The organism is Virgibacillus indicus (genome assembly GCF_002266285.1).
Classification (GTDB): Bacteria; Bacillota; Bacilli; order Bacillales; family Amphibacillaceae; genus Virgibacillus_K; species Virgibacillus_K indicus.
The window spans coordinates 84714-103287 of the sequence record NZ_NPMS01000007.1 but is presented as its reverse complement, the minus strand read 5'-3'; the positions used below and the strand labels follow the sequence as shown (position 1 = coordinate 103287).

Here is an 18574-nt window from a genome sequence, read left to right as displayed (position 1 = left end):
TCCACATACTAACAGATAGTAAAAAATGGTGAAGGAGAGGTATAAATGAGAAAAAGAAGAAAACAGGAATCTTCCAGCCTCTTCCCTATAAAAATTGACCAATTCGAAAAGCTTTTAAAAAGCAAATTTGAAAACAATCCGGATCTGAGTTTCTCAGTTTATGAACATGAAAACAAAAAAGCTGCTGTTTTCTATATTTCCTATCTTGTAGATTTGGAAAAAGCGGAAGAGTTCTTACTGAATCTTCTTTTAACGATGCAAAAGGAATGGACAAATGCTTCTATTCAAAATGAAATACCACTTATTTCAGGTGACGCAACGATAAATAAACTAGAAGATATTCTTGAAAAAATATTATTAGGTACAGCATTTATCTATATTGAAGGTGAAGATTCTGTTGTTTCATATATGATGCCGAACAAGGAAAAACGTGCCTTAACTAAAGCCGAAACCGAATCTGTTGTTATAGGTCCGCAAATAGCCTTTACAGAATCGCTTGTAACTAATTTGAATGTAATCCGCTGGAGTATCCGGTCAACAGACCTTGTTATGGAGAAAATATTGCTTGGAAAAGAAACAATTCATGAAGTCCGATTGATTTATTTAAAATCGGTTGCAAATGAAACAGATGTTAACACAATGAGGGAACGATTGAAAACTTTAGAAGTGAATAGTATAGACGACAGTTCCGTACTGGCCCAATATATTGAAGATTCCTCTGCCAGCATTTTTCCGCAATTTTATTTAACAGAGCTGCCGGATCGCTTTGCCTACACTATCACACAAGGAAGAGTTGGGGTCATCGTTGAAAACAGCCCAACGGCTATTATTGCCCCCTCAACTTTTCTCAGTTTTTTTGAATCAACAGAGGATCTGTATATGCGCTGGAATACCGGTTCATTTTTGCGGATTCTCAGATTTTTGTCTGTTTTTATTGCGATATTTCTTACACCAATGTATGTAGCAGCTGTTACGTATCATTATGAAATAATACCATCCGATTTACTTATATCCATTGGACAGTCAAGAGCTGGTGTGCCTTTTCCACCGATTTTCGAGGCTTTATTTCTTGAGCTGATGATTGAGCTTCTCAGAGAAGCCGGTGCAAGGCTCCCGACCAAGGTTGGCCAAACGATAGGTATTGTTGGCGGTGTGGTGGTTGGAACTGCAGCAGTTCAGGCTGGTATTACAAGTAATATATTAATCATCTTTATTACAATTAGTGCATTGGCATCGTTTACTGCGCCAAGCTATTTGATGGGAACAACGATTCGGGTGCTTCGATTTCCAATGATTATACTGGCGGGTATTTTAGGCATCGTTGGTATTATTTTCGGAATTTGCTTCCTGGCAATTCATTTATTGAAATTGACTTCCCTGGGGCGCCCTTACCTTACCCCAATTTATCCATTCCAAATGAAAGACCTTAACAAGGTATTATTCCGCCTGCCGCCAAATTTCCAATGGAGACGGTTTCTTTCGTTCCAGCCAAAGGATACTTCTCGCTATGATAAAACTAAAGCCAAAAAGAAAAAAGATATAGATGAGTAGGTGGGAACAATGGATATTAATGTAAAGGCAGGTCCAAAAACAGAGATCCGGGCATTTTACTTATTTTTCATTATATCTTCCCTTCAATTAGGTGTTGGAATAATGGGAGCTCCCAGTATTGTTTTTATGGAGTCAAAGCAGGATTCATGGATTTCCGTTCTGATTGCTTTTCTAATTATCGTCTTCATTTTGTTTATTATGCTGTACATCCTTAAACAATATGAAAATACGGATATATTTGGGATTCAGGCTGATGTTTTTGGACAATGGCTTGGCAAATTATTAGGCACGGTTTATATAATTTATTTTTTAGCTGTATTATTTTCAGTGGTAACTACCTATATCGATGTTGTAAGGGTTTTTATCTTTCCGGAAGTAAGTCCATTTTTATTGGCACTTTTGCTAATGTCATTAGTTACTTACAGCGTACTGGGAGGATTTCGAGTAATTGTAGGGGTCTGTTTTCTATTTTTCATTCTTACCCATTGGATATTATTTTTACTGATCGAACCAGCACTTGAAATTGACTGGACACATCTGCAGCCAGTAATGGGAGCTTCCATTACTGAATTATTTAAAGGTGCTAAAGCAACTGTATACACATTATTGGGATTCGAGATATTATTTTTCGTGTATCCATTTATCAAAAACAAAGAAAAAGTAAAGCTGCCTGTTATACTAGCTGTTGGCTGGACAACTGTTATCATACTTATCACTGTCATTACCTCCATTGGCTTTTTCAGTCCCGATCAGCTGATGCGAAGGGAATGGCCAGTATTAAATCTGTTTAAAATACAAACATTTTCTTTTATTGAACGATTGGATTTTGTCGTGGTTGCGGGATGGATGATGGTCATTGTTCCCAATATAGTCATCTTAATGTGGGGAATCACCTATGGAATGAAACGGCTTTATCAAATCCCCCAAAAGAAAACATTATACATTGTTTCAATCCTGCTTGTAATCGCCTCGGCATTTATGGACAATCATTTTCAAATTTATAGTTTCACGGATATTGTGGCTCGCAGCGGCTTTTGGGTTGGATATATCTACCCATTATTGCTTTTGCCACTTGTTCTGTTAAAAAAAAGGTGGCGCAGAAAGAAGGGGCGTGGAAAGGGTGTATAGAAAGATACTGATAATAGCAATGGTTTCCTTATTGTTTCTCACGGCCTGTCCAGAATCAAAGGTGATCGAAAATCAGGGGATTATCAATACAAGAGGGATTGACATTAATCCTGATCAAGAGAATCAAATTGAAACAACATTAATTGTATATCAGTTTGATGACCAGGCTACAAATATTACGAAAACCCTGTATGGAGTTGGCCATACAATAAAAGCTGCCAGGGAAAAAGCAAACGAAAGCTCTAGCTTTAATTTAACTCCCGGGCAAATTCGTTTGAACTTGTTTGGCAGGGAATTAGCGGAACAGGGTATTATTGAATACATTAGTGCAATGATAAGTGATGCCAGGATTTCTGATACAATGCTGCTGGCAGTAGCCGATTCTAGCGCAAAGGAAATTTTAACAGAGGGGCAAAAGGTAACTTCCATCAATGTCGGTCAGTATTTGCATGGTGTAATTGATCGGGAACACAAAGAAGAAACACTCCCAAGGGTCGAATTAAATGATTTTTCCCATATATATAACGATGTTGGTATAGATCCGATCCTACCGGTAATAGGATCCAAGAACGGAGAGCCTGTTAAAACTTCTATTGCTTTATTTCAGGATGATAAATATGTAAAAGAACTTCCTTTGGTTGATGGATTGCTGGTAAACCTATTCCAAAAAACGATTGGCAATGCACCACTTGAATTAAAGCTTCCAATGGAACCATTTAGAGAGTATGAAGCTAAAAAAGAGTTGCATCCCTCAAATAGTGAAAATCTCTATGTCCGGATTGGTTTAAATGGGAAAAGCCAAACAAAACTGACTGATTTCGAAGAAAAACATTTCAAAACTACTATTAATTTAGGAATAATTTTAGAAGAATTCTCGGAACTTATAAGTATGAAAGATGAAAAAGCTGCCGATTTACTGGAAAAAGAAATAGCCAAACAAATAGAAGGCAAATATGAAACGCTTTTAAAGAAAGTTCAGGAGGCCAACGCGGATCCATTTGGATTTGGCAACATTTACCGCACCCACAGAAAAGCCGGAGACTTAACAAAAAAAGAATGGCGTGAAATTTTCCCAACCATTTCTGTTGATTTCAATGTTAATGTTGAAGTGCTGAATTACGGAACTACAAAATAAAAAACTGGCTTATCAGCCAGTTTTTTATTTTATCCATGATATTCCTTACTCTCGTTTACATCATCTGAGACCAATCCCGATAATACATGTACCCGCAGTATTATTCCGATTAATTTATCCTCTTCATTAACAACGGCAAGCGGAAACATGGATTCGAGTGCTTTAGGAATTAAATCATTGATAAATTCATCTTTTTTTACAACAGTCACATCACGTTGCAAAACATCTTCCAATGACTGTTTCTCTTTTATTCCCTTAATAGCATCATCAATTGTAATGATACCTTTCAAATGGCGGCTGCGGTCAACTGCAAAAACACTTGAGATGCCATTTTCCTCCATTTCCTTTACAGCAACTTTTAAGCCATCCTTCATTGATACCAATGCATTTGGTTTAATCATGATATGCTCTGCCTGAAACACCTTGGAACGATCAATATCTTTAATAAAGTCTGAAATATAATCATTTGCAGGTGCTTCAATAATTTCTTCCGGTGTACCAACCTGTACGACTCTTCCATCCTTCATTACTGCAACCCGGTCACCCAGCTTAAATGCTTCATTGACATCGTGTGTGATAAATACGATTGTTTTTTGCAGACGTTCCTGAATATCCAGAAGCTCCAGCTGCATTTCACGGCGAATCAAAGGATCCAAGGCACTAAATGGTTCATCCATTAATAAAATATCAGGATCATTTGCAAGTGCACGTGCTAAACCTACGCGCTGCTGCATGCCACCCGAAAGTTCATCGGGATATTTATCCTCATATCCCTTCAAACCTACAATTTCTATATTCTCAAGTGCAATTTTGCGTCTTTCTTCCTTTGATACATCTCGAATTTCCAATCCATATTCTACATTTGCAAGAATTGTCCGGTGGCTAAACAGTCCAAAATGCTGAAAGACCATTGCTATTTTTTCCTGTCTTACCTTTTTTAGCTGGGAACTATTAAAGGAAACGATATCGTTGCCATCAATAAATATGGAACCATCTGTCGGCTTGTTTAATAAGTTAAAGCAGCGGATCAACGTTGATTTCCCACTTCCTGACAAGCCCATTATGACAAAAACTTCTCCCTTTTTTATTTCCAGAGACGCATCATAGACACCTACTGTATGATTTGTTTGCTTTAATATTTCATCCTTTGACATGCCTCTTTTAATCATAGGGATAACCGACTTAGGCTTCGGCCCGAAAATCTTCGAAACATGTTCCAGCTTTACTTTAGTTTCCATTAGTTTATCCCCCTATGTTTTTGAAATTTATCTGCAATGCCATTTGTGATCCGGTCAATAATTATTGCCAGGAACACAATACTAATACCCGCTTCAAAGCCCAGAGCAATATCAATTCGGTTTATGGCAACAAGAACCTGTTCACCTAATCCTGACGCCCCTACCATTGAAGCAATAACAACCATTGCAAGTGCCATCATCGTAGTCTGATTCACCCCAGCCATTATAGTCGGCAAGGCTTGCGGCAATTGAATTTTACGCAGCATTTGCCATCTTGACGAACCAAATGATTGTGCGGATTCAATAACTTCTTTATCCACACCCCTGATTGCAAGCTCCGTTAAACGAATGACAGGCGGCAATGCATAAATTAATGTCGCAAAAATTGCCGATACATTTCCTAACCCAAAGAAAAATATAGCTGGTATTAAATAAACAAAGCTTGGCATAGTTTGCATTGCATCGAGTATTGGTCTCATTACTTGTGAGAACCCTTTACTGAATGCCATCCATATTCCAAATGGGATACCGATTATCAAACATATAATAACCGCAGTAACTATAATTGCTATCGTAGTCATCATATCTTCCCATAATCCAAAAGTTCCTATCAAAAAGATAAAACCTCCATAAAGCACTCCAGCTATTATCGATTTAAAATACCATCCTAAAGCAATAATGATTAAAATAAACAACCACCATGGCAGCCATACTAAAAAATCATCTATTCCGTTGATTGTGCGGGAAGAAACAAAATATATAAAATCAAAAAACCCTTCCAGTGTTGAATCTAAAAATGATACTAATTGATCAACGTAATTACCTAATTGTGTTCGTATGTCAGGAAATTTTCCCATTGGCAGACTGTATGAAATACAGCCATCTCACCTCTCTTTATATTTATTTTGTAAGCAGAAAAGCAGCTGACCTAGTGCCAGCTGCTTCCTATATTATTCTAAAGCATCCTTTACACTTTGCGCTATGTCCTCTGGCAGCCAGCTTGTCCAGATATCTTCATGCTCTTTCATCCACCAATCAGCTGCCTCTTCAGGAGATGCATCGTTATCGTCCATATAGCTTAATGCCTCTTCAGTAAGCTCACTGCTTGTTTCATAGTTGCTTAGAAATTCCACTACTTCCGGAGCCTGGTCTGGCATGTCTTTATGAACAGCAACTACTACATCATTTGGAGGAAACTCTGTTGCTTTTGTTTCGTTCCATGTTTCTTCATCAAACTCAGGTTCTTCCAATAAAGTCAGGTCATACTGTGCAGTTACTGCAGTTGGTGACCAGTAATAACCAACCCATGCTCTTCCAGCTTCATATGCATCCACAAGATCCGCCACAGCAGCAGAGTCCGAACCAGGCATGAAATTATTCATTGTCTCATCCAGGCCATATGCCTCAAACTTAGCATCAATCGCTTCAGCCACAGCCCATCCGCTTGGTGCATTGAGGATTCTTCCTCTGCCTGGGTCTTCCGGGTCTTCAAAAACATCAGGATATTTCTTCAAATCTTCTACCGTTCTTAAATCTGGAGCCATTGGCTCTATTCCGCGTTCCTCATCACCCTCAATTACATATGTAGGAACGTATAGACCCTGATTATTATCATCAAAGTTTGTGGAAACTTTTTCAATATCCCCTGCTTCAATTGCCTCCTCATAAACTTCTTTAATGTTATCTGTCCAAACTTCCGTATAAACGTTAATATCTCCATCACGTAATCCCTGAACTGTCGCTGCAGTTGAACCTGAGGTTACTTCTGTATCATATCCGTACCCCTCTTCTATAATTGTTTGAGCAATACTGTTATGAACACGGATACTGTCCCATCCTGCGTCTGCTAAGACAATTGTCTCGATTTCTCCATCTGTTTCAGATCCTCCGCAGGCCGAAAGTACTACCGATAAAATAACGATAGATAACAAACCTATTAATTTTCTCATTAAAAGACCCCTTTCTTTTTTCTTTGATTTTTTTACTGAAAAGTATTACTGGTAATTAGAAAGATTGATAGAAAAGTGATTCACATAAAAACCTGTTTACCTTTGATAGGCTGTAAGGACAGGTAATCACATATGCAGGTAGTAATTCAGGGGGATGAAATTAACAACATCTTTTAGTTTACCGAAGTGTTCTTATTTACTCAAATCTCCTTATTGCTGAAATAGCTCGAATAATTGTGATAATAGAGGAACAAGCGTCTGTAAGAATAGCTTATTAAAGATATCATCATGATTTCTCGTTAAAACTCCGATTTTGGCGGAATTTGCATAATTTATGATTTATTAACATTTCCTCATTATTTAATCCTCAAAACTTCAAAAATAACACTGTCACAAAGCCACTGTTTAAGCACTAATAAATATCCCCTAATTATTCTGGAACGATTAGGGGATGTTTTTATTTTTGTATTTCCTTAAGGATTTCAATTACGCGATCGCGTGCTTTTTCACTTTTGTATTCCTTCATTTTATCTCTTATAATGGGAGCCTTTTCTTTTAGTTTGGTAAGCTCTTTGACTAAAGAGTCTCTGGTCAGATCCTCTTCTTCCAGCACTTGGGCATATTGTTTTTCTTTAAATGATCTGGCGTTAATAATCTGATCTCCTCTGCTGGCTTGTTTGGATAAAGGGATGAGCAGCATCGGGATTTGCAGTGCTAAAAATTCAAAGATTGCATTTGCACCTGCTCGTGACAGCACATAATCTGATGCAGCGAATATGTCCTTAAGTTCCTCATTGATATATTCAAATTGGGCATAGCCTTTTTCTGTAATGGCTGAATCAACATTTCCCTGCCCGCATATGTGAATGATTTGGAGGGTATCCAATAACTGTGGCAGACTTTCTCTTACAGTTTCATTAATTTTTCTGGAACCCCCGCTGCCTCCCATAATCAATAGGACAGGTTTTTCTTTTGTTAGACCCGCAAATGCCAGTCCTTTCTTTTTATCTCCCTGAAAAAGCTCTTCGCGAATGACTGCTCCAACGTATTCCGTCTTTTTCTCTGGAAGAAAATCCATTGTTTCAGGAAATGTTGCCAACACCTTCTTCGCAAATGGGATGGCAATCTTGTTTGCTAGCCCAGGTGTATAATCCGATTCATGAATAACTGCTGGTACCCTTTTTAAGTTTGCAGCCAGAATTACCGGTACAGACACAAATCCGCCTTTTGAGAATATAATCGAAGGCTTGCGCTTTCCAATGATTCGTGCCGCCTGCATCGTTCCTTTTAATACTTTAAATGGATCCTTAAAGTTTTCCTTGGACATATAACGTCGTAATTTCCCCGTCGAAATCGGATGATAAGTAACGCCTTCCAATTTCCCGATCAGTTTTTTTTCAATACCATCTTTTGAACCTATATAATCAATTTCCCATCCATCCCGCTGGTAGACCGGAATAAGTGCCAGATTAACGATCACATGACCTGCTGTGCCGCCACCAGTGAACAGAATGCGTTTCTTTTTCATAAATGAACTTCCTTTCTATCGCAATACAAAATAACAAGGTATAATGGAAATCACGGTTGTTTAAAAGGATACTTAAATTCTAAAACATCCTCTTAAAGTTTAATTGATTACTACAAAAAAAGGAAGAGTAATATGTATGAAACATCCACATTAAAAGAGAAGCTGAAATTGTTTACAACTATTTTAATTCCCATTCTGATTACACAAGTCAGTATGTATTTAATGAATATATTTGATACAGTAATGTCAGGAAGAGCAAGTGCTGTAGATTTAGCAGGGGTAGCTATCGGCTCCAGTCTCTGGGTGCCAATTTTCACCGGGATCAATGGGATATTGCTTGCAATCACCCCAATAATTGCTCAATTGGTTGGAGCCAAAGCAACGAATGAAGTGTCCAATAAAGTACAGCAAGGCATTTATTTATCCATTGGTCTGGCAGTTATTGTTTATTTGGCTGGAATTATGGTGCTTGATCCTGTACTGCAGCTGATGGATTTGGAATCAGAAGTGCGCCACATTGCAAAGTATTATCTTATATCCTTAGGTGCCGGAATTATTCCGCTATTTATTTTTAATACATTACGATGTTTTATTGATGCGCTTGGGCAAACGAGAATTTCCATGATTATCATTCTGATTTCATTACCGCTTAATATCTTTTTTAATTATGTTTTTATCTTTGGTAAATTTGGTGTACCAGCATTTGGTGGAATCGGATCAGGAATCGCTACAGCAATTACCTATTGGCTGGTATGTTTAATTGCTCTAGGCATTGTATATAAAATCAGTCCGTTTCGCACTTTTCATACATTATCAAACTGGGTAAAGCCTTCTTTGAAGGTGTGGCGGGAACAGTTAAAAATTGGTCTTCCTATTGGGTTTGCAATGTTTTTTGAGACCAGTATTTTCTCAGCAGTAACCCTATTAATGAGTGTTTACAGTACGTATACCATCGCTGCACATCAGGCGGCTATAAATTTCGCTTCACTATTATACATGATTCCATTAAGTGTCGGCATGGCACTGACAATCGCAATAGGATATGAAATTGGCGGAAAGCGTTTTGATGAAGCTCGAATCTACGGGTATATCGGCATCAGTGGCGGCATTTTTATTGCCATTTTTGCAGGACTAGTTTTATATCTAACCAATGATTGGGTTGCTGCAATGTATAGCTCAAACCAAGAGGTAATTGAACTAACAAAACAATTTATATATTATGCTATCTTCTTCCAGCTGGCGGATGCCTTTGGTGCACCAATTCAAGGAGCCTTACGGGGATACAAAGATGTTAATATGACATTTATTATGGCATTCGTATCGTATTGGATTATCGGGCTTCCAACGGGCTGGCTGTTAGCAAACTATACAGCCCTTGAACCATTTGGATACTGGGTTGGCATTATTGTAGGGTTAAGCTGTGGAGCTGTTGCATTACTATGGCGTTTATTATACTTGCAGAAAAAATATGCACGAATGAGTATACAGTAGTCTGCTCCTCACTGAATACAATAAGAAAGCGGGAGCTGAGGCCGACTCTCGCTTTCTTAAATAATTATTCCAGGTTTAGAACAACCAGTCGTTCTTCCGTCATGTCGTCGATTGAATATTTGGGACCTTCTTTTCCCCATCCACTATCTTTCACACCACCATATGGCATTAGATCAACACGGTATTGGGATGTGTCATTAATCATTAAGCCACCAACCCTTATCTTCCTAGCTGCATTAAACGCAATATCAAGGTTTTTGGTAAATATTCCACCCTGAAGGCCATATGGGGATTCATTCAGCTCATCAATACACGCACCCAAATTATTGTAAGAAATGATACTAACCACCGGTGCAAAAATTTCTTCACATACGACAGACATATCTTTTGTAACATTTGTGAGTACTGTTGGCTCATACATTGCTTTATTTCGCTTCCCACCTGTAATAACAGAAGCTCCCTTTTCTTTGGCTTTCTGAACCCAAGTTTCTGCTCGCTTTGCCTCGTCCTCGTCGATCATTGGCCCGACATCAGTTTCTTCACTATATGGATCTCCAATTTTAAGCTATTTCATATTGGCTACTAGCTTGTCTGCAAATTGATCCTTAATCGATTCGTGCACATATAATCGCTGAGGAGTGATACAGGTTTGTCCCGCATAAACAAAACCAGCAGTAGAAATTGCTGAAGCGGCTTTATCAAGGTCTGCTTCTTTATCCACGATGACCGGAGAGTTATTTCCCAGTTCAAGAATTAATTTATTCAGGCCTGTGTTCTGTTTTATTTTTAGACCGACTTCGGCACTTCCTGTAAACGTATAAACGGAAATTCGTTTATCACGCTGCATCTGATTTCCAACAACAGAGCCAGGACCAACAACTACATTTAATAATCCTTTTGGTAATCCCGCATCTTCAAATAATTTTGCCAGTCGTAAAGATGTGACTGGAGTAGCACTTGCCGGTTTTAATACAACAGCATTTCCTGCAGCCAATGCCGGCCCTATTTTATGTGTGACCAGATTCAGCGGAAAATTAAATGGGGTTATAGCTCCGACAATTCCAACTGGAACGCGGATAGTGAACGCCATTCGATTTTCAGATCCTGGAGCAGCATCAACCGGAATTCCCTGACCACTGATTCGTTTTGCTTCTTCAGCTGAAACTTCTAATGTTTGGATAGCCCTGTCAACTTCATTTCTTGCCTGCTTTAGCGGTTTTCCCGCCTCTGCTACAATGGATATTGCAAATTCTTCTTTTTTCTCGGATAGAAGTTCTTTTACCTTTGTAAGTATTTTATACCGTTCATATGGTGATAACTTTTCCTTGCTGAATGCGTATTCTGCACTAGAAATTGCGTCATCCACTTCCTTTTCACCTGCTTGTGAAACGTTAGCATAAACCTCATTTGTATATTTATCATACACTTCCAGTTTGTCATTCGTTGAAACCCATTCACCATTAATATATAAATTAAATTCATTACTCAATTAACTCAACCCCTCTTTAAAACCTCTTTCCTAATGTACATAGTTCTAAACATAAAAAAACCGCCTCAATTGGACGGTATTAAATCTTACTTTAGGCTACAGTTTCTATAGACTGCGAAATACTTAGCATCTGCTAAAATCGCCGGTCGGGATCGCTGCGGGCGGATGCTTTCCGCGGGCACGGCCTCAGCCTCCTCGAGAAAACCACTCTGCGGGGTCTTCGGACTCGTGCTATTCCCGCAGGAGTCACCGCCCTTTGCTCACCCGAACTGGAGAAGTGGTTAGATGCTTTGTATATTATTACTAATGCAATACGTCAGCAGTAACCGGACCATCAGCGGAGGAAATACACGGAGACTCCTGTGGGAGCAGAGGCCTAGATGAGACCCCGCAGAGCGACAGCTCGAGGAGGCTCATCAGCCGCCCACGGAAAGCGTAGTGTATTTCCGAAGCGGTCGCCCAACCGTCAATTCAAGTAGTTCGCAGTTTCCATCAACTGTTCTGTACATCTAACAATTTTTGTATCTATATTCATTTCTCAAAATATCTATTATAAAAATAAGCCAACTACTGTAGCTGAAAGAATTGATGCTAATGTAGCCCCGATCAAAAGCTTCATGCCAAAGCCTGATACACTTACAGCTTTTTCACTGTCTATCCCTTTAACTGTTCCAGCAATAATCCCAATGGACGAGAAGTTTGCAAAACTGGTGAGGAAAACAGTTACGATACCAATTGTTTTCTCAGACATTGATTCAAGCATTGGCTGGAATTCAAGCATTGCCACAAACTCATTTGTAACAATTTTAGTTCCCATTACTGCTCCTGCTTCAATTACTTCACTTGGGGCAATTCCCATTAACATCCCAATTGGAGCGATAATATATCCTAAGATTTCCTGCAGAGTAACACCAGCAAATACAAGCTGGATCAACCAGTTAATAAGATCCAGAGAAGCGATGAATGCAATTAGCATAGCGGCAACAATTAAGGCAATTTTACCACCTTCCAGTGCACCATTACCCATAGCCTCAAAAATACTTTTATCATCAGTAACATCTGTTACATCCACACGATCTTCCTCTTTTGGAACATGAACAGGCGCAATAACAGATGCAACCATTAAGGCACTAAACATATTTAATGGCAATGCAACCAGAACATATTCCGGCGGAAGCATTTGTAAATAAGCCCCAACAATAGATGCTGAAACAGAACCCATGGCCGAAGCCGAAACAATATAAAGCCTGTTATCGGCTAAATGATGAAACTGTGTTCGAATGGCAATCAATGCTTCTGACTGACCAAAAAAGATACTGTTAACAGCATTAAATGATTCTACTTTCGGCAATCCTGTTATTTTGGAAATGACTCCACCAACAAATTTAATTATTATTGGAAGAATTTTCAAATAGGTCAGTACAGATAGTATGGTTGCAAAGAAAATAATCAGCAATAATACATTAAAAAAGAAAATGCTGCTGCCTTCTTCAATCATAAAACCGCCAACTACAAAATTTATTCCATTTGACCCAAACTCAATTAGTTTATTAAACCCTGCTGAAATACCGTTAATGATATTTTGTCCAATTTGGGTTGAGAACATAAACCATGTTATCAATAATTGCAAAACCAACATGATACCGATGCCTTTATAATTAATTCTCTTTTTATCATTGGACATCAAAAACGCCAGTCCAAGGACAACAACAATAGCTAGTAATCCAAGAAGAATATCCACGGATGAAGCCTCCTTTTGCCATTTTGTAAATGTTTACATTTAAAATCACAAATGTAATTGTAACAAGATGTCAGACGTCATGCAAGTATAATTTGTACTTTTTCTTATCTAATTAGTTGTTCCCTATTTAATTTACTTTTAACACATTTTTATCTTTAATAAAATTCCATAAAAAAACCTGCTTTGGTTTTAAACCGAAGCAGGTTTTTCTATATTATCTATGCATTAACCTTCAAGCAATAAATCATATGGGTCTTCCAGAAGTTGTTTAACTCTAACAAGGAATTGTACTGCCTCTTTCCCATCAACAATACGGTGGTCATAAGAAAGCGCCAGGTACATCATTGGACGAACTTCAATAGAGTCATCTGGCATCACCATTGCACGTTTTTGAATATTATGCATTCCCAAAATACCAACTTGTGGTGCGTTCAGGATTGGTGTTGAAAGCATTGATCCAAATGTACCGCCATTGGTAATTGTGAAGGAGCCGCCTGACAAATCATCCAGTGCAAGGTTATTATCACGTGCTTTTTTACCGAGATTGCCAATTTCACGTTCTACTCCTGCAAAATCCAGCCTGTCTGCATCACGAACAACAGGAACAACTAATCCATCATCTGTTGAAACTGCAATACCGATATCATAGAATTTTTTCAACACTAATTCTTTACCTTGAATTTCAGCATTCAATAGCGGAAATTCTTTTAATGCACCAACAACAGCTTTTGTAAAGAATGACATAAAGCCAAGTTTTACACCATGTTTTTCAATGAATTTTTCCTTACGTTCACTGCGAAGCTTCATGACATTAGTCAGATCTACTTCATTAAAAGTGGTAAGCATTGCTGCTTCATGCTGAACTTCAACTAGACGTTTAGCAATTGTTTGACGGCGGCGGGACATTTTTACACGTTCAACCGGTTTGTCAAATTCTGTTTTAGCAGATTCTTTCTTTTCTTCCTTCTTAGCAGGCTTGGACGATTTCTCTTCGCTTTCACCTTTGGCTGCAGCCTCCACATCTTCAGGACGAACACGGCCTAATGGATCACGTGGATTCACTGAACTTAAATCGATGTTTAATTCCCGAGCACGTTTTCTTGCTGCAGGTGAAGCAATGACATCACCTTTACTTGTTTCGTTTGATTCTTTCTTTTCTTCTTTTTTCGGAGATTCATCTTTATCTTCAATAATTTCTTCTTCTTTATCTTCCTTTTTATCTTCCTTTTTATCTTCCTTTTTATCTTCTTTTGATTCCTCTTTGGAAGTCTCTTCCTCAGATGCAGAATCACCTGAAGCTTCCCCATTTTCATCTAATTTTGCAATAATGTCACCTACTTCAACATCATCGCCTTCTTCACTTACAATTTCAGTGATAACACCAGCATAATCTGAGTTTACCTCAACATTTACTTTATCTGTTTCCAGTTCAACAACTGGGTCGCCTTTTTCAATTTTATCGCCTTTTTTAACTAACCATTCGGCGATTGTTCCTTCTGTTATGGATTCTGCAAGCTCTGGAATTTTAATTTCTTTCACTGGAATCTCCTCCTTTGGATGGATTAATTGCTTTTTGTACAAGCTGATTTTGTTCTGTTTTATGCACATTTGGTACACCAACAGCCGGTGATGATCGATCAGGACGGCCAATATAACGCAAAACTTGACCTTCCTTGAGCAGATCTCTTAAATAATCATCTACAAAATCCCAGCTTCCCATGTTTTTGGGCTCTTCTTGTACCCAAACAATCTCTTCTAGGTTAGGTAATTCTTTCAATTCTTTTTCTAATTCTTTCTTAGGGAATGGATAAATTTGCTCCAGTCTCAAAACCCGCAGCCAGTCGAAATTCTCTTCTGAACTATCCAATGCCTCTTCAATATCTACCATCACTTTACCGCTTCCGATTAATAAACGTGTTGCGTTTTTCTTACTGACTTTAAGATTCGGCTGTTGTCTTACAGGCTGAAATTTACCGTCTGTAAAATCTTTCGCAGCTGAAGCGACACGCTGGTTACGCAATAGACTTTTAGGAGTCATTAAAATTAAAGGTCTTGCTTCTTCCCTGCCACGCATTGCGGCTTGTCTGCGAATCAAATGGAAAAATTGTGCTGATGAAGTTACATTAGCAACAATCCAGTTATTCTCTGCGGCCATTTGCAAATATCTTTCCAAACGCGCACTGGAGTGTTCCGGTCCCTGACCTTCATAGCCATGCGGCAATAACATTACCATATTTGATTTTTCACCCCATTTTGCACGAGATGCAGAAATAAACTGGTCAAATATTACCTGGCCGGCATTGGCAAAATCACCAAATTGAGCTTCCCATATTACTAGCGTATTTGGGGACTGTACACTGTACCCATATTCGAAACCTAAAACGCCTGCTTCAGATAATGGGCTGTTACGTACATCAAATGACGCTTTTGCTTCATCTAAGCCATGCATTGGACTATATTTTTCACTCGTTTCAACGTCATGCAATACAATATGACGATGTGCAAATGTACCACGTTCAGAATCCTGACCTGTTAAACGAATTGGAATACCATCCTGCAGAATAGAAGCATATGTTAATGCTTCACCTGCACCCCAGTCCGCTTTATTGCCTTGCTCCAGCACATTTTCACGGCGTTGCAGGATTTTTTCAAGCTTTTTAAACCCTTTAAATCCATCTGGGCGCTTCAATAATCCTTTATTTAATGCCTTTAATATATCAAGATCAACAGCTGTATCAAATTGATCCAGGCCATTAGCTAATGCTTCAGGCATGTTTTGCGCTTCAGCTTGACCAGTTTCATTTTCCTTCATGCTGTCATAAATATTCCGCAAATCCTCTTGAACTTTTTCTGTGATTTTTTGGAATTCTTCATTTTTAATTACACCTTTATCCTGCAGGACACCAGCAAAAACATTTGCTGCCGTTGGATGTTTATCAATATCCTGATACAGTTTTGGCTGTGTCGTTCTTGGCTCATCCATTTCATTATGACCATAGCGGCGGTAACCAACCAGATCAATAAGGAAGTCCTTTTTATATTTTTTACGGTATTCATAGGCAATTTTAATCGCGGAGACACAAGCGATTGGATCATCCGCATTTACATGAATTATTGGAATTTCAAAACCCTTGGCCAAGTCACTTGCATAGCGGGTGGAACGCCCATCTTTCTGGTTAGTTGTATATCCAACAAGGTTATTCGCAATAATGTGAAGAGATCCACCCGTTGAATAACCTGGGAGACCACTCAGGTTTAGTGTTTCAGCAACAACTCCTTCTCCAATAAACGCAGCATCTCCATGTATAAGTACACCGAAAGCTTTGTTAAAATCACGTTTTGGATACCCTTTTTCAGAACGGTCGTCCTGTGCTGCCCGTGAAAAACCTTCTACAACAGGATTTACAAATTCAAGATGGGAAGGGTTGTGTGCCAGTGTTATTCGTGTTTTCGTTTCATCGCCATCCTTAACATCTTTCGTTGCACCAAAATGATATTTCACATCTCCAGTCCAACCATAATTGATACCCATTGATCCCTCAGATGGAATCAGTTCTTTATCTGGTGAAAGATGGAATTCTGAAAAGATTTTATCGTATGGTTTACCAAGGACATGTGCAAGTACTGATAGACGTCCGCGGTGTGCCATACCCATCATAATATTTTCAATTTTGTCATCGATTGCATATTTTACAATCTGATCAAGCATTGGAACCATTGCTTCGAGACCTTCAATGGAAAAACGCTTCTGTCCTACAAATGTTTTTTGTAAAAATGCTTCAAAACCTTCAACATGTGCAAGCCGCTCCAGTAATTGCTTCTTCTCATTATCTGATAAATCCAAACGTGCTTCCCCTGCTTCAATCAGATCCTGAAGCCATGAACGCTCTTCATCATTATTCACATGATCATATTCAAACGCGATTGTTCCAGAATAGTATTTCTTCAATTCTTTGATAACATCCAAACCATTTTCAATATTCCTTGGTGCCTTCTCCCATAACCAGGAAGCTGGCATATTTTCCAAATCACTTTCAGTTAATCCATAATTCCCAGGATTAATTAAATGTGTTTTACGCTCTTTATCCAGTCCGACAGCATAAATATCCGCCTCCAAATGACCATAACGACGAATAGCCTCAACAAGTTTCATCGCTGAGGTTAATTTCTTCACATCATTTATTGAGGTTTTTTCGGATACTTCCTGTTCTATTGCCCCTGCTTCATTGAACCAGACTGGAGCACCGTACTGATCGAACATCTCTTTTACAGATGGATCGACTGCTTCCGGATCCTCTTTGTATAAATCGTATTGTTCCTCCACATAACCCATGTTTGGACCATGAAATTCTCCCCAGAATCTTTGAATAGATTCTTCACTCTGTGCCACTTTAGATACCCCCATTAGCTGTTAACATATCCACAATTTAATAACGTCATTTGAATTCCATTTATATTATAGAACTGACGTCAGCGCTCTTCAACTAATATACCTTATTTTAGTTGTTGAAACAATATATGTGCTGACCTTTATCCAAGAAAAAAACTAGTTGGAATTTTCATATATTTAAAAACCTAAAATTATGACATTTTTTCTAAATTTTAAGGTATGTATTCACAAGAGGTAATTTATTAGGTATAATAAGGACATACTTCAAACATAACGTTTTTACATAGCTCTAAAAGGAGGATATCTTCATGAAGCTGGCACTTTTAATTGGTGTAATTATTACATTTCTCGTTTCCTGCTTTACTTCTGGATATGAAGCAAAACCAGGTGTTCCAAGAAAAAATCAATAATAGCAAAACCGTCATGTGAAAATCTACATGACGGTTTTTTAGTATTTATTTAAGATGTTGAAACCCTTGCTGCCTTAGTGCTTCGTAAATAATGATTGCTGCCGTGTTGGACAAATTCAGTGAACGTACTTTGTCATTCATATGAATACGCAAGCATTTATCTTCTTTTCCTTCAAGCAATTCCTTTGGTATTCCATTTGTCTCTCTACCGAAGACAAAAAATAAATCATTTTCTGTACTGTTAAACACATAATCCGTATAATGTTTCGTTCCAAAGTTTTCTATATAATAGTAATCACCTTCTGGATATGCCTCGTATAACTCTTCAATTGAATTATATTCCTTAATGTCAACGTTCTTCCAATAATCCAGTCCGGCACGTCGCAGCATTTTATCATCTGTTGAAAAGCCCAGTGGATGAATTAAATGAAGTGTTGTATCTGTTGCCAGACAAGTTCTGGCTATGTTTCCTGTATTTGCAGGAATCTCTGGCTGAAATAATACTACATGTAAGCTCACTTTCT

The 18574-nt window shown here is 38.3% G+C and carries 12 protein-coding genes and 1 pseudogene; 4 read left to right on the top strand and 9 right to left on the bottom strand.

All coding sequences use genetic code 11. The features are described from left to right. The first annotated feature begins 45 nt into the window (after window positions 1-45). From CIL03_RS14330 to CIL03_RS14320, 3 genes are read left to right on the top strand one after another with little or no spacing between them, the layout of a single operon-like run. Entirely contained in the window at window positions 46-1551 is a 1506-nt protein-coding gene (locus CIL03_RS14330; RefSeq protein WP_094886563.1) for a spore germination protein, read from the top strand. A 9-nt stretch (window positions 1552-1560) separates the two neighbouring features. Further along, window positions 1561-2679, top strand: a complete 1119-nt coding sequence (locus CIL03_RS14325) for a GerAB/ArcD/ProY family transporter (RefSeq protein WP_094886562.1) — start codon at window positions 1561-1563, stop codon at window positions 2677-2679. Beyond that, window positions 2672-3814: a Ger(x)C family spore germination protein gene (locus CIL03_RS14320; RefSeq protein ID WP_094886561.1), complete on the top strand. Its 1143-nt coding sequence runs from the start codon at window positions 2672-2674 to the stop codon at window positions 3812-3814. Before CIL03_RS14325 ends, CIL03_RS14320 begins: the two co-directional genes overlap by 8 nt. 29 nt (window positions 3815-3843) lie before the next feature. Here CIL03_RS14320 and CIL03_RS14315 read toward each other — a convergent pair whose 3' ends face one another. The 4 genes from CIL03_RS14315 to CIL03_RS14300 all read right to left on the bottom strand — a co-directional run bounded on the left by CIL03_RS14315 (window position 3844) and on the right by CIL03_RS14300 (window position 8529). Next, window positions 3844-5052 carry a quaternary amine ABC transporter ATP-binding protein gene (locus CIL03_RS14315; RefSeq protein ID WP_094886560.1) on the bottom strand — a complete coding sequence of 403 codons (1209 nt, stop codon included), beginning with the start codon at window positions 5050-5052 and terminating at the stop codon, window positions 3844-3846. Next, a complete protein-coding gene (locus CIL03_RS14310) occupies window positions 5052-5909 on the bottom strand; it encodes an ABC transporter permease (protein WP_094886559.1) in 858 nt (285 codons plus the stop codon). The genes CIL03_RS14315 and CIL03_RS14310 overlap by 1 nt, the downstream gene beginning before the upstream one ends. A gap of 93 nt (window positions 5910-6002) precedes the next feature. Beyond that, window positions 6003-7001, bottom strand: a complete 999-nt coding sequence (locus CIL03_RS14305) for an ABC transporter substrate-binding protein (protein ID WP_094886558.1) — start codon at window positions 6999-7001, stop codon at window positions 6003-6005. A 457-nt stretch (window positions 7002-7458) separates the two neighbouring features. Then, window positions 7459-8529 carry an undecaprenyldiphospho-muramoylpentapeptide beta-N-acetylglucosaminyltransferase gene (locus CIL03_RS14300; RefSeq protein ID WP_094886557.1) on the bottom strand — a complete coding sequence of 357 codons (1071 nt, stop codon included), beginning with the start codon at window positions 8527-8529 and terminating at the stop codon, window positions 7459-7461. A 132-nt stretch (window positions 8530-8661) separates the two neighbouring features. On the opposite strand from CIL03_RS14300, the gene CIL03_RS14295 reads away from it, so the two are divergent. Further along, window positions 8662-10020 (top strand): MATE family efflux transporter, encoded by a 1359-nt coding sequence (locus CIL03_RS14295; protein ID WP_094886556.1) that lies wholly within the window; start codon window positions 8662-8664, stop codon window positions 10018-10020. Between the two features lie 64 nt (window positions 10021-10084). Here the strand turns inward: CIL03_RS14295 and CIL03_RS14290 are convergent. The 5 genes and pseudogenes from CIL03_RS14290 to trmL all read right to left on the bottom strand — a co-directional run bounded on the left by CIL03_RS14290 (window position 10085) and on the right by trmL (window position 18569). After that, window positions 10085-11509: pseudogene (locus CIL03_RS14290) on the bottom strand (aldehyde dehydrogenase family protein). A gap of 550 nt (window positions 11510-12059) precedes the next feature. After that, entirely contained in the window at window positions 12060-13250 is a 1191-nt protein-coding gene (locus CIL03_RS14285; protein WP_094886555.1) for a NupC/NupG family nucleoside CNT transporter, read from the bottom strand. Between the two features lie 225 nt (window positions 13251-13475). Next, window positions 13476-14789, bottom strand: coding sequence for a 2-oxoglutarate dehydrogenase complex dihydrolipoyllysine-residue succinyltransferase (gene odhB, locus CIL03_RS14280; RefSeq protein ID WP_094886554.1), 1314 nt, complete (start codon window positions 14787-14789; stop codon window positions 13476-13478). Further along, on the bottom strand, window positions 14776-17640 hold the full coding sequence (locus tag CIL03_RS14275; RefSeq protein WP_094886553.1) for a 2-oxoglutarate dehydrogenase E1 component: 2865 nt from the start codon (window positions 17638-17640) through the stop codon (window positions 14776-14778). Before CIL03_RS14275 ends, odhB begins: the two co-directional genes overlap by 14 nt. A gap of 455 nt (window positions 17641-18095) precedes the next feature. Then, window positions 18096-18569, bottom strand: coding sequence for a tRNA (uridine(34)/cytosine(34)/5-carboxymethylaminomethyluridine(34)-2'-O)-methyltransferase TrmL (trmL, locus tag CIL03_RS14270; protein WP_094886552.1), 474 nt, complete (start codon window positions 18567-18569; stop codon window positions 18096-18098). Window positions 18570-18574 lie beyond the last annotated feature (5 nt).

Excerpts from the sequence above, each read along its gene's own strand:
- CIL03_RS14330 (WP_094886563.1), top strand. The coding sequence starts at position 46 with ATGAGAAAAAGAAGAAAACAGGAATCTTCCAGCCTCTTCCCTATAAAA.
- CIL03_RS14315 (WP_094886560.1), bottom strand. The coding sequence starts at position 5,052 with ATGGAAACTAAAGTAAAGCTGGAACATGTTTCGAAGATTTTCGGGCCG.
- CIL03_RS14295 (WP_094886556.1), top strand. The coding sequence starts at position 8,662 with ATGTATGAAACATCCACATTAAAAGAGAAGCTGAAATTGTTTACAACT.
- CIL03_RS14325 (WP_094886562.1), top strand. The coding sequence starts at position 1,561 with ATGGATATTAATGTAAAGGCAGGTCCAAAAACAGAGATCCGGGCATTT.
- CIL03_RS14300 (WP_094886557.1), bottom strand. The coding sequence starts at position 8,529 with ATGAAAAAGAAACGCATTCTGTTCACTGGTGGCGGCACAGCAGGTCAT.
- CIL03_RS14310 (WP_094886559.1), bottom strand. The coding sequence starts at position 5,909 with ATGGGAAAATTTCCTGACATACGAACACAATTAGGTAATTACGTTGAT.
- CIL03_RS14305 (WP_094886558.1), bottom strand. The coding sequence starts at position 7,001 with ATGAGAAAATTAATAGGTTTGTTATCTATCGTTATTTTATCGGTAGTA.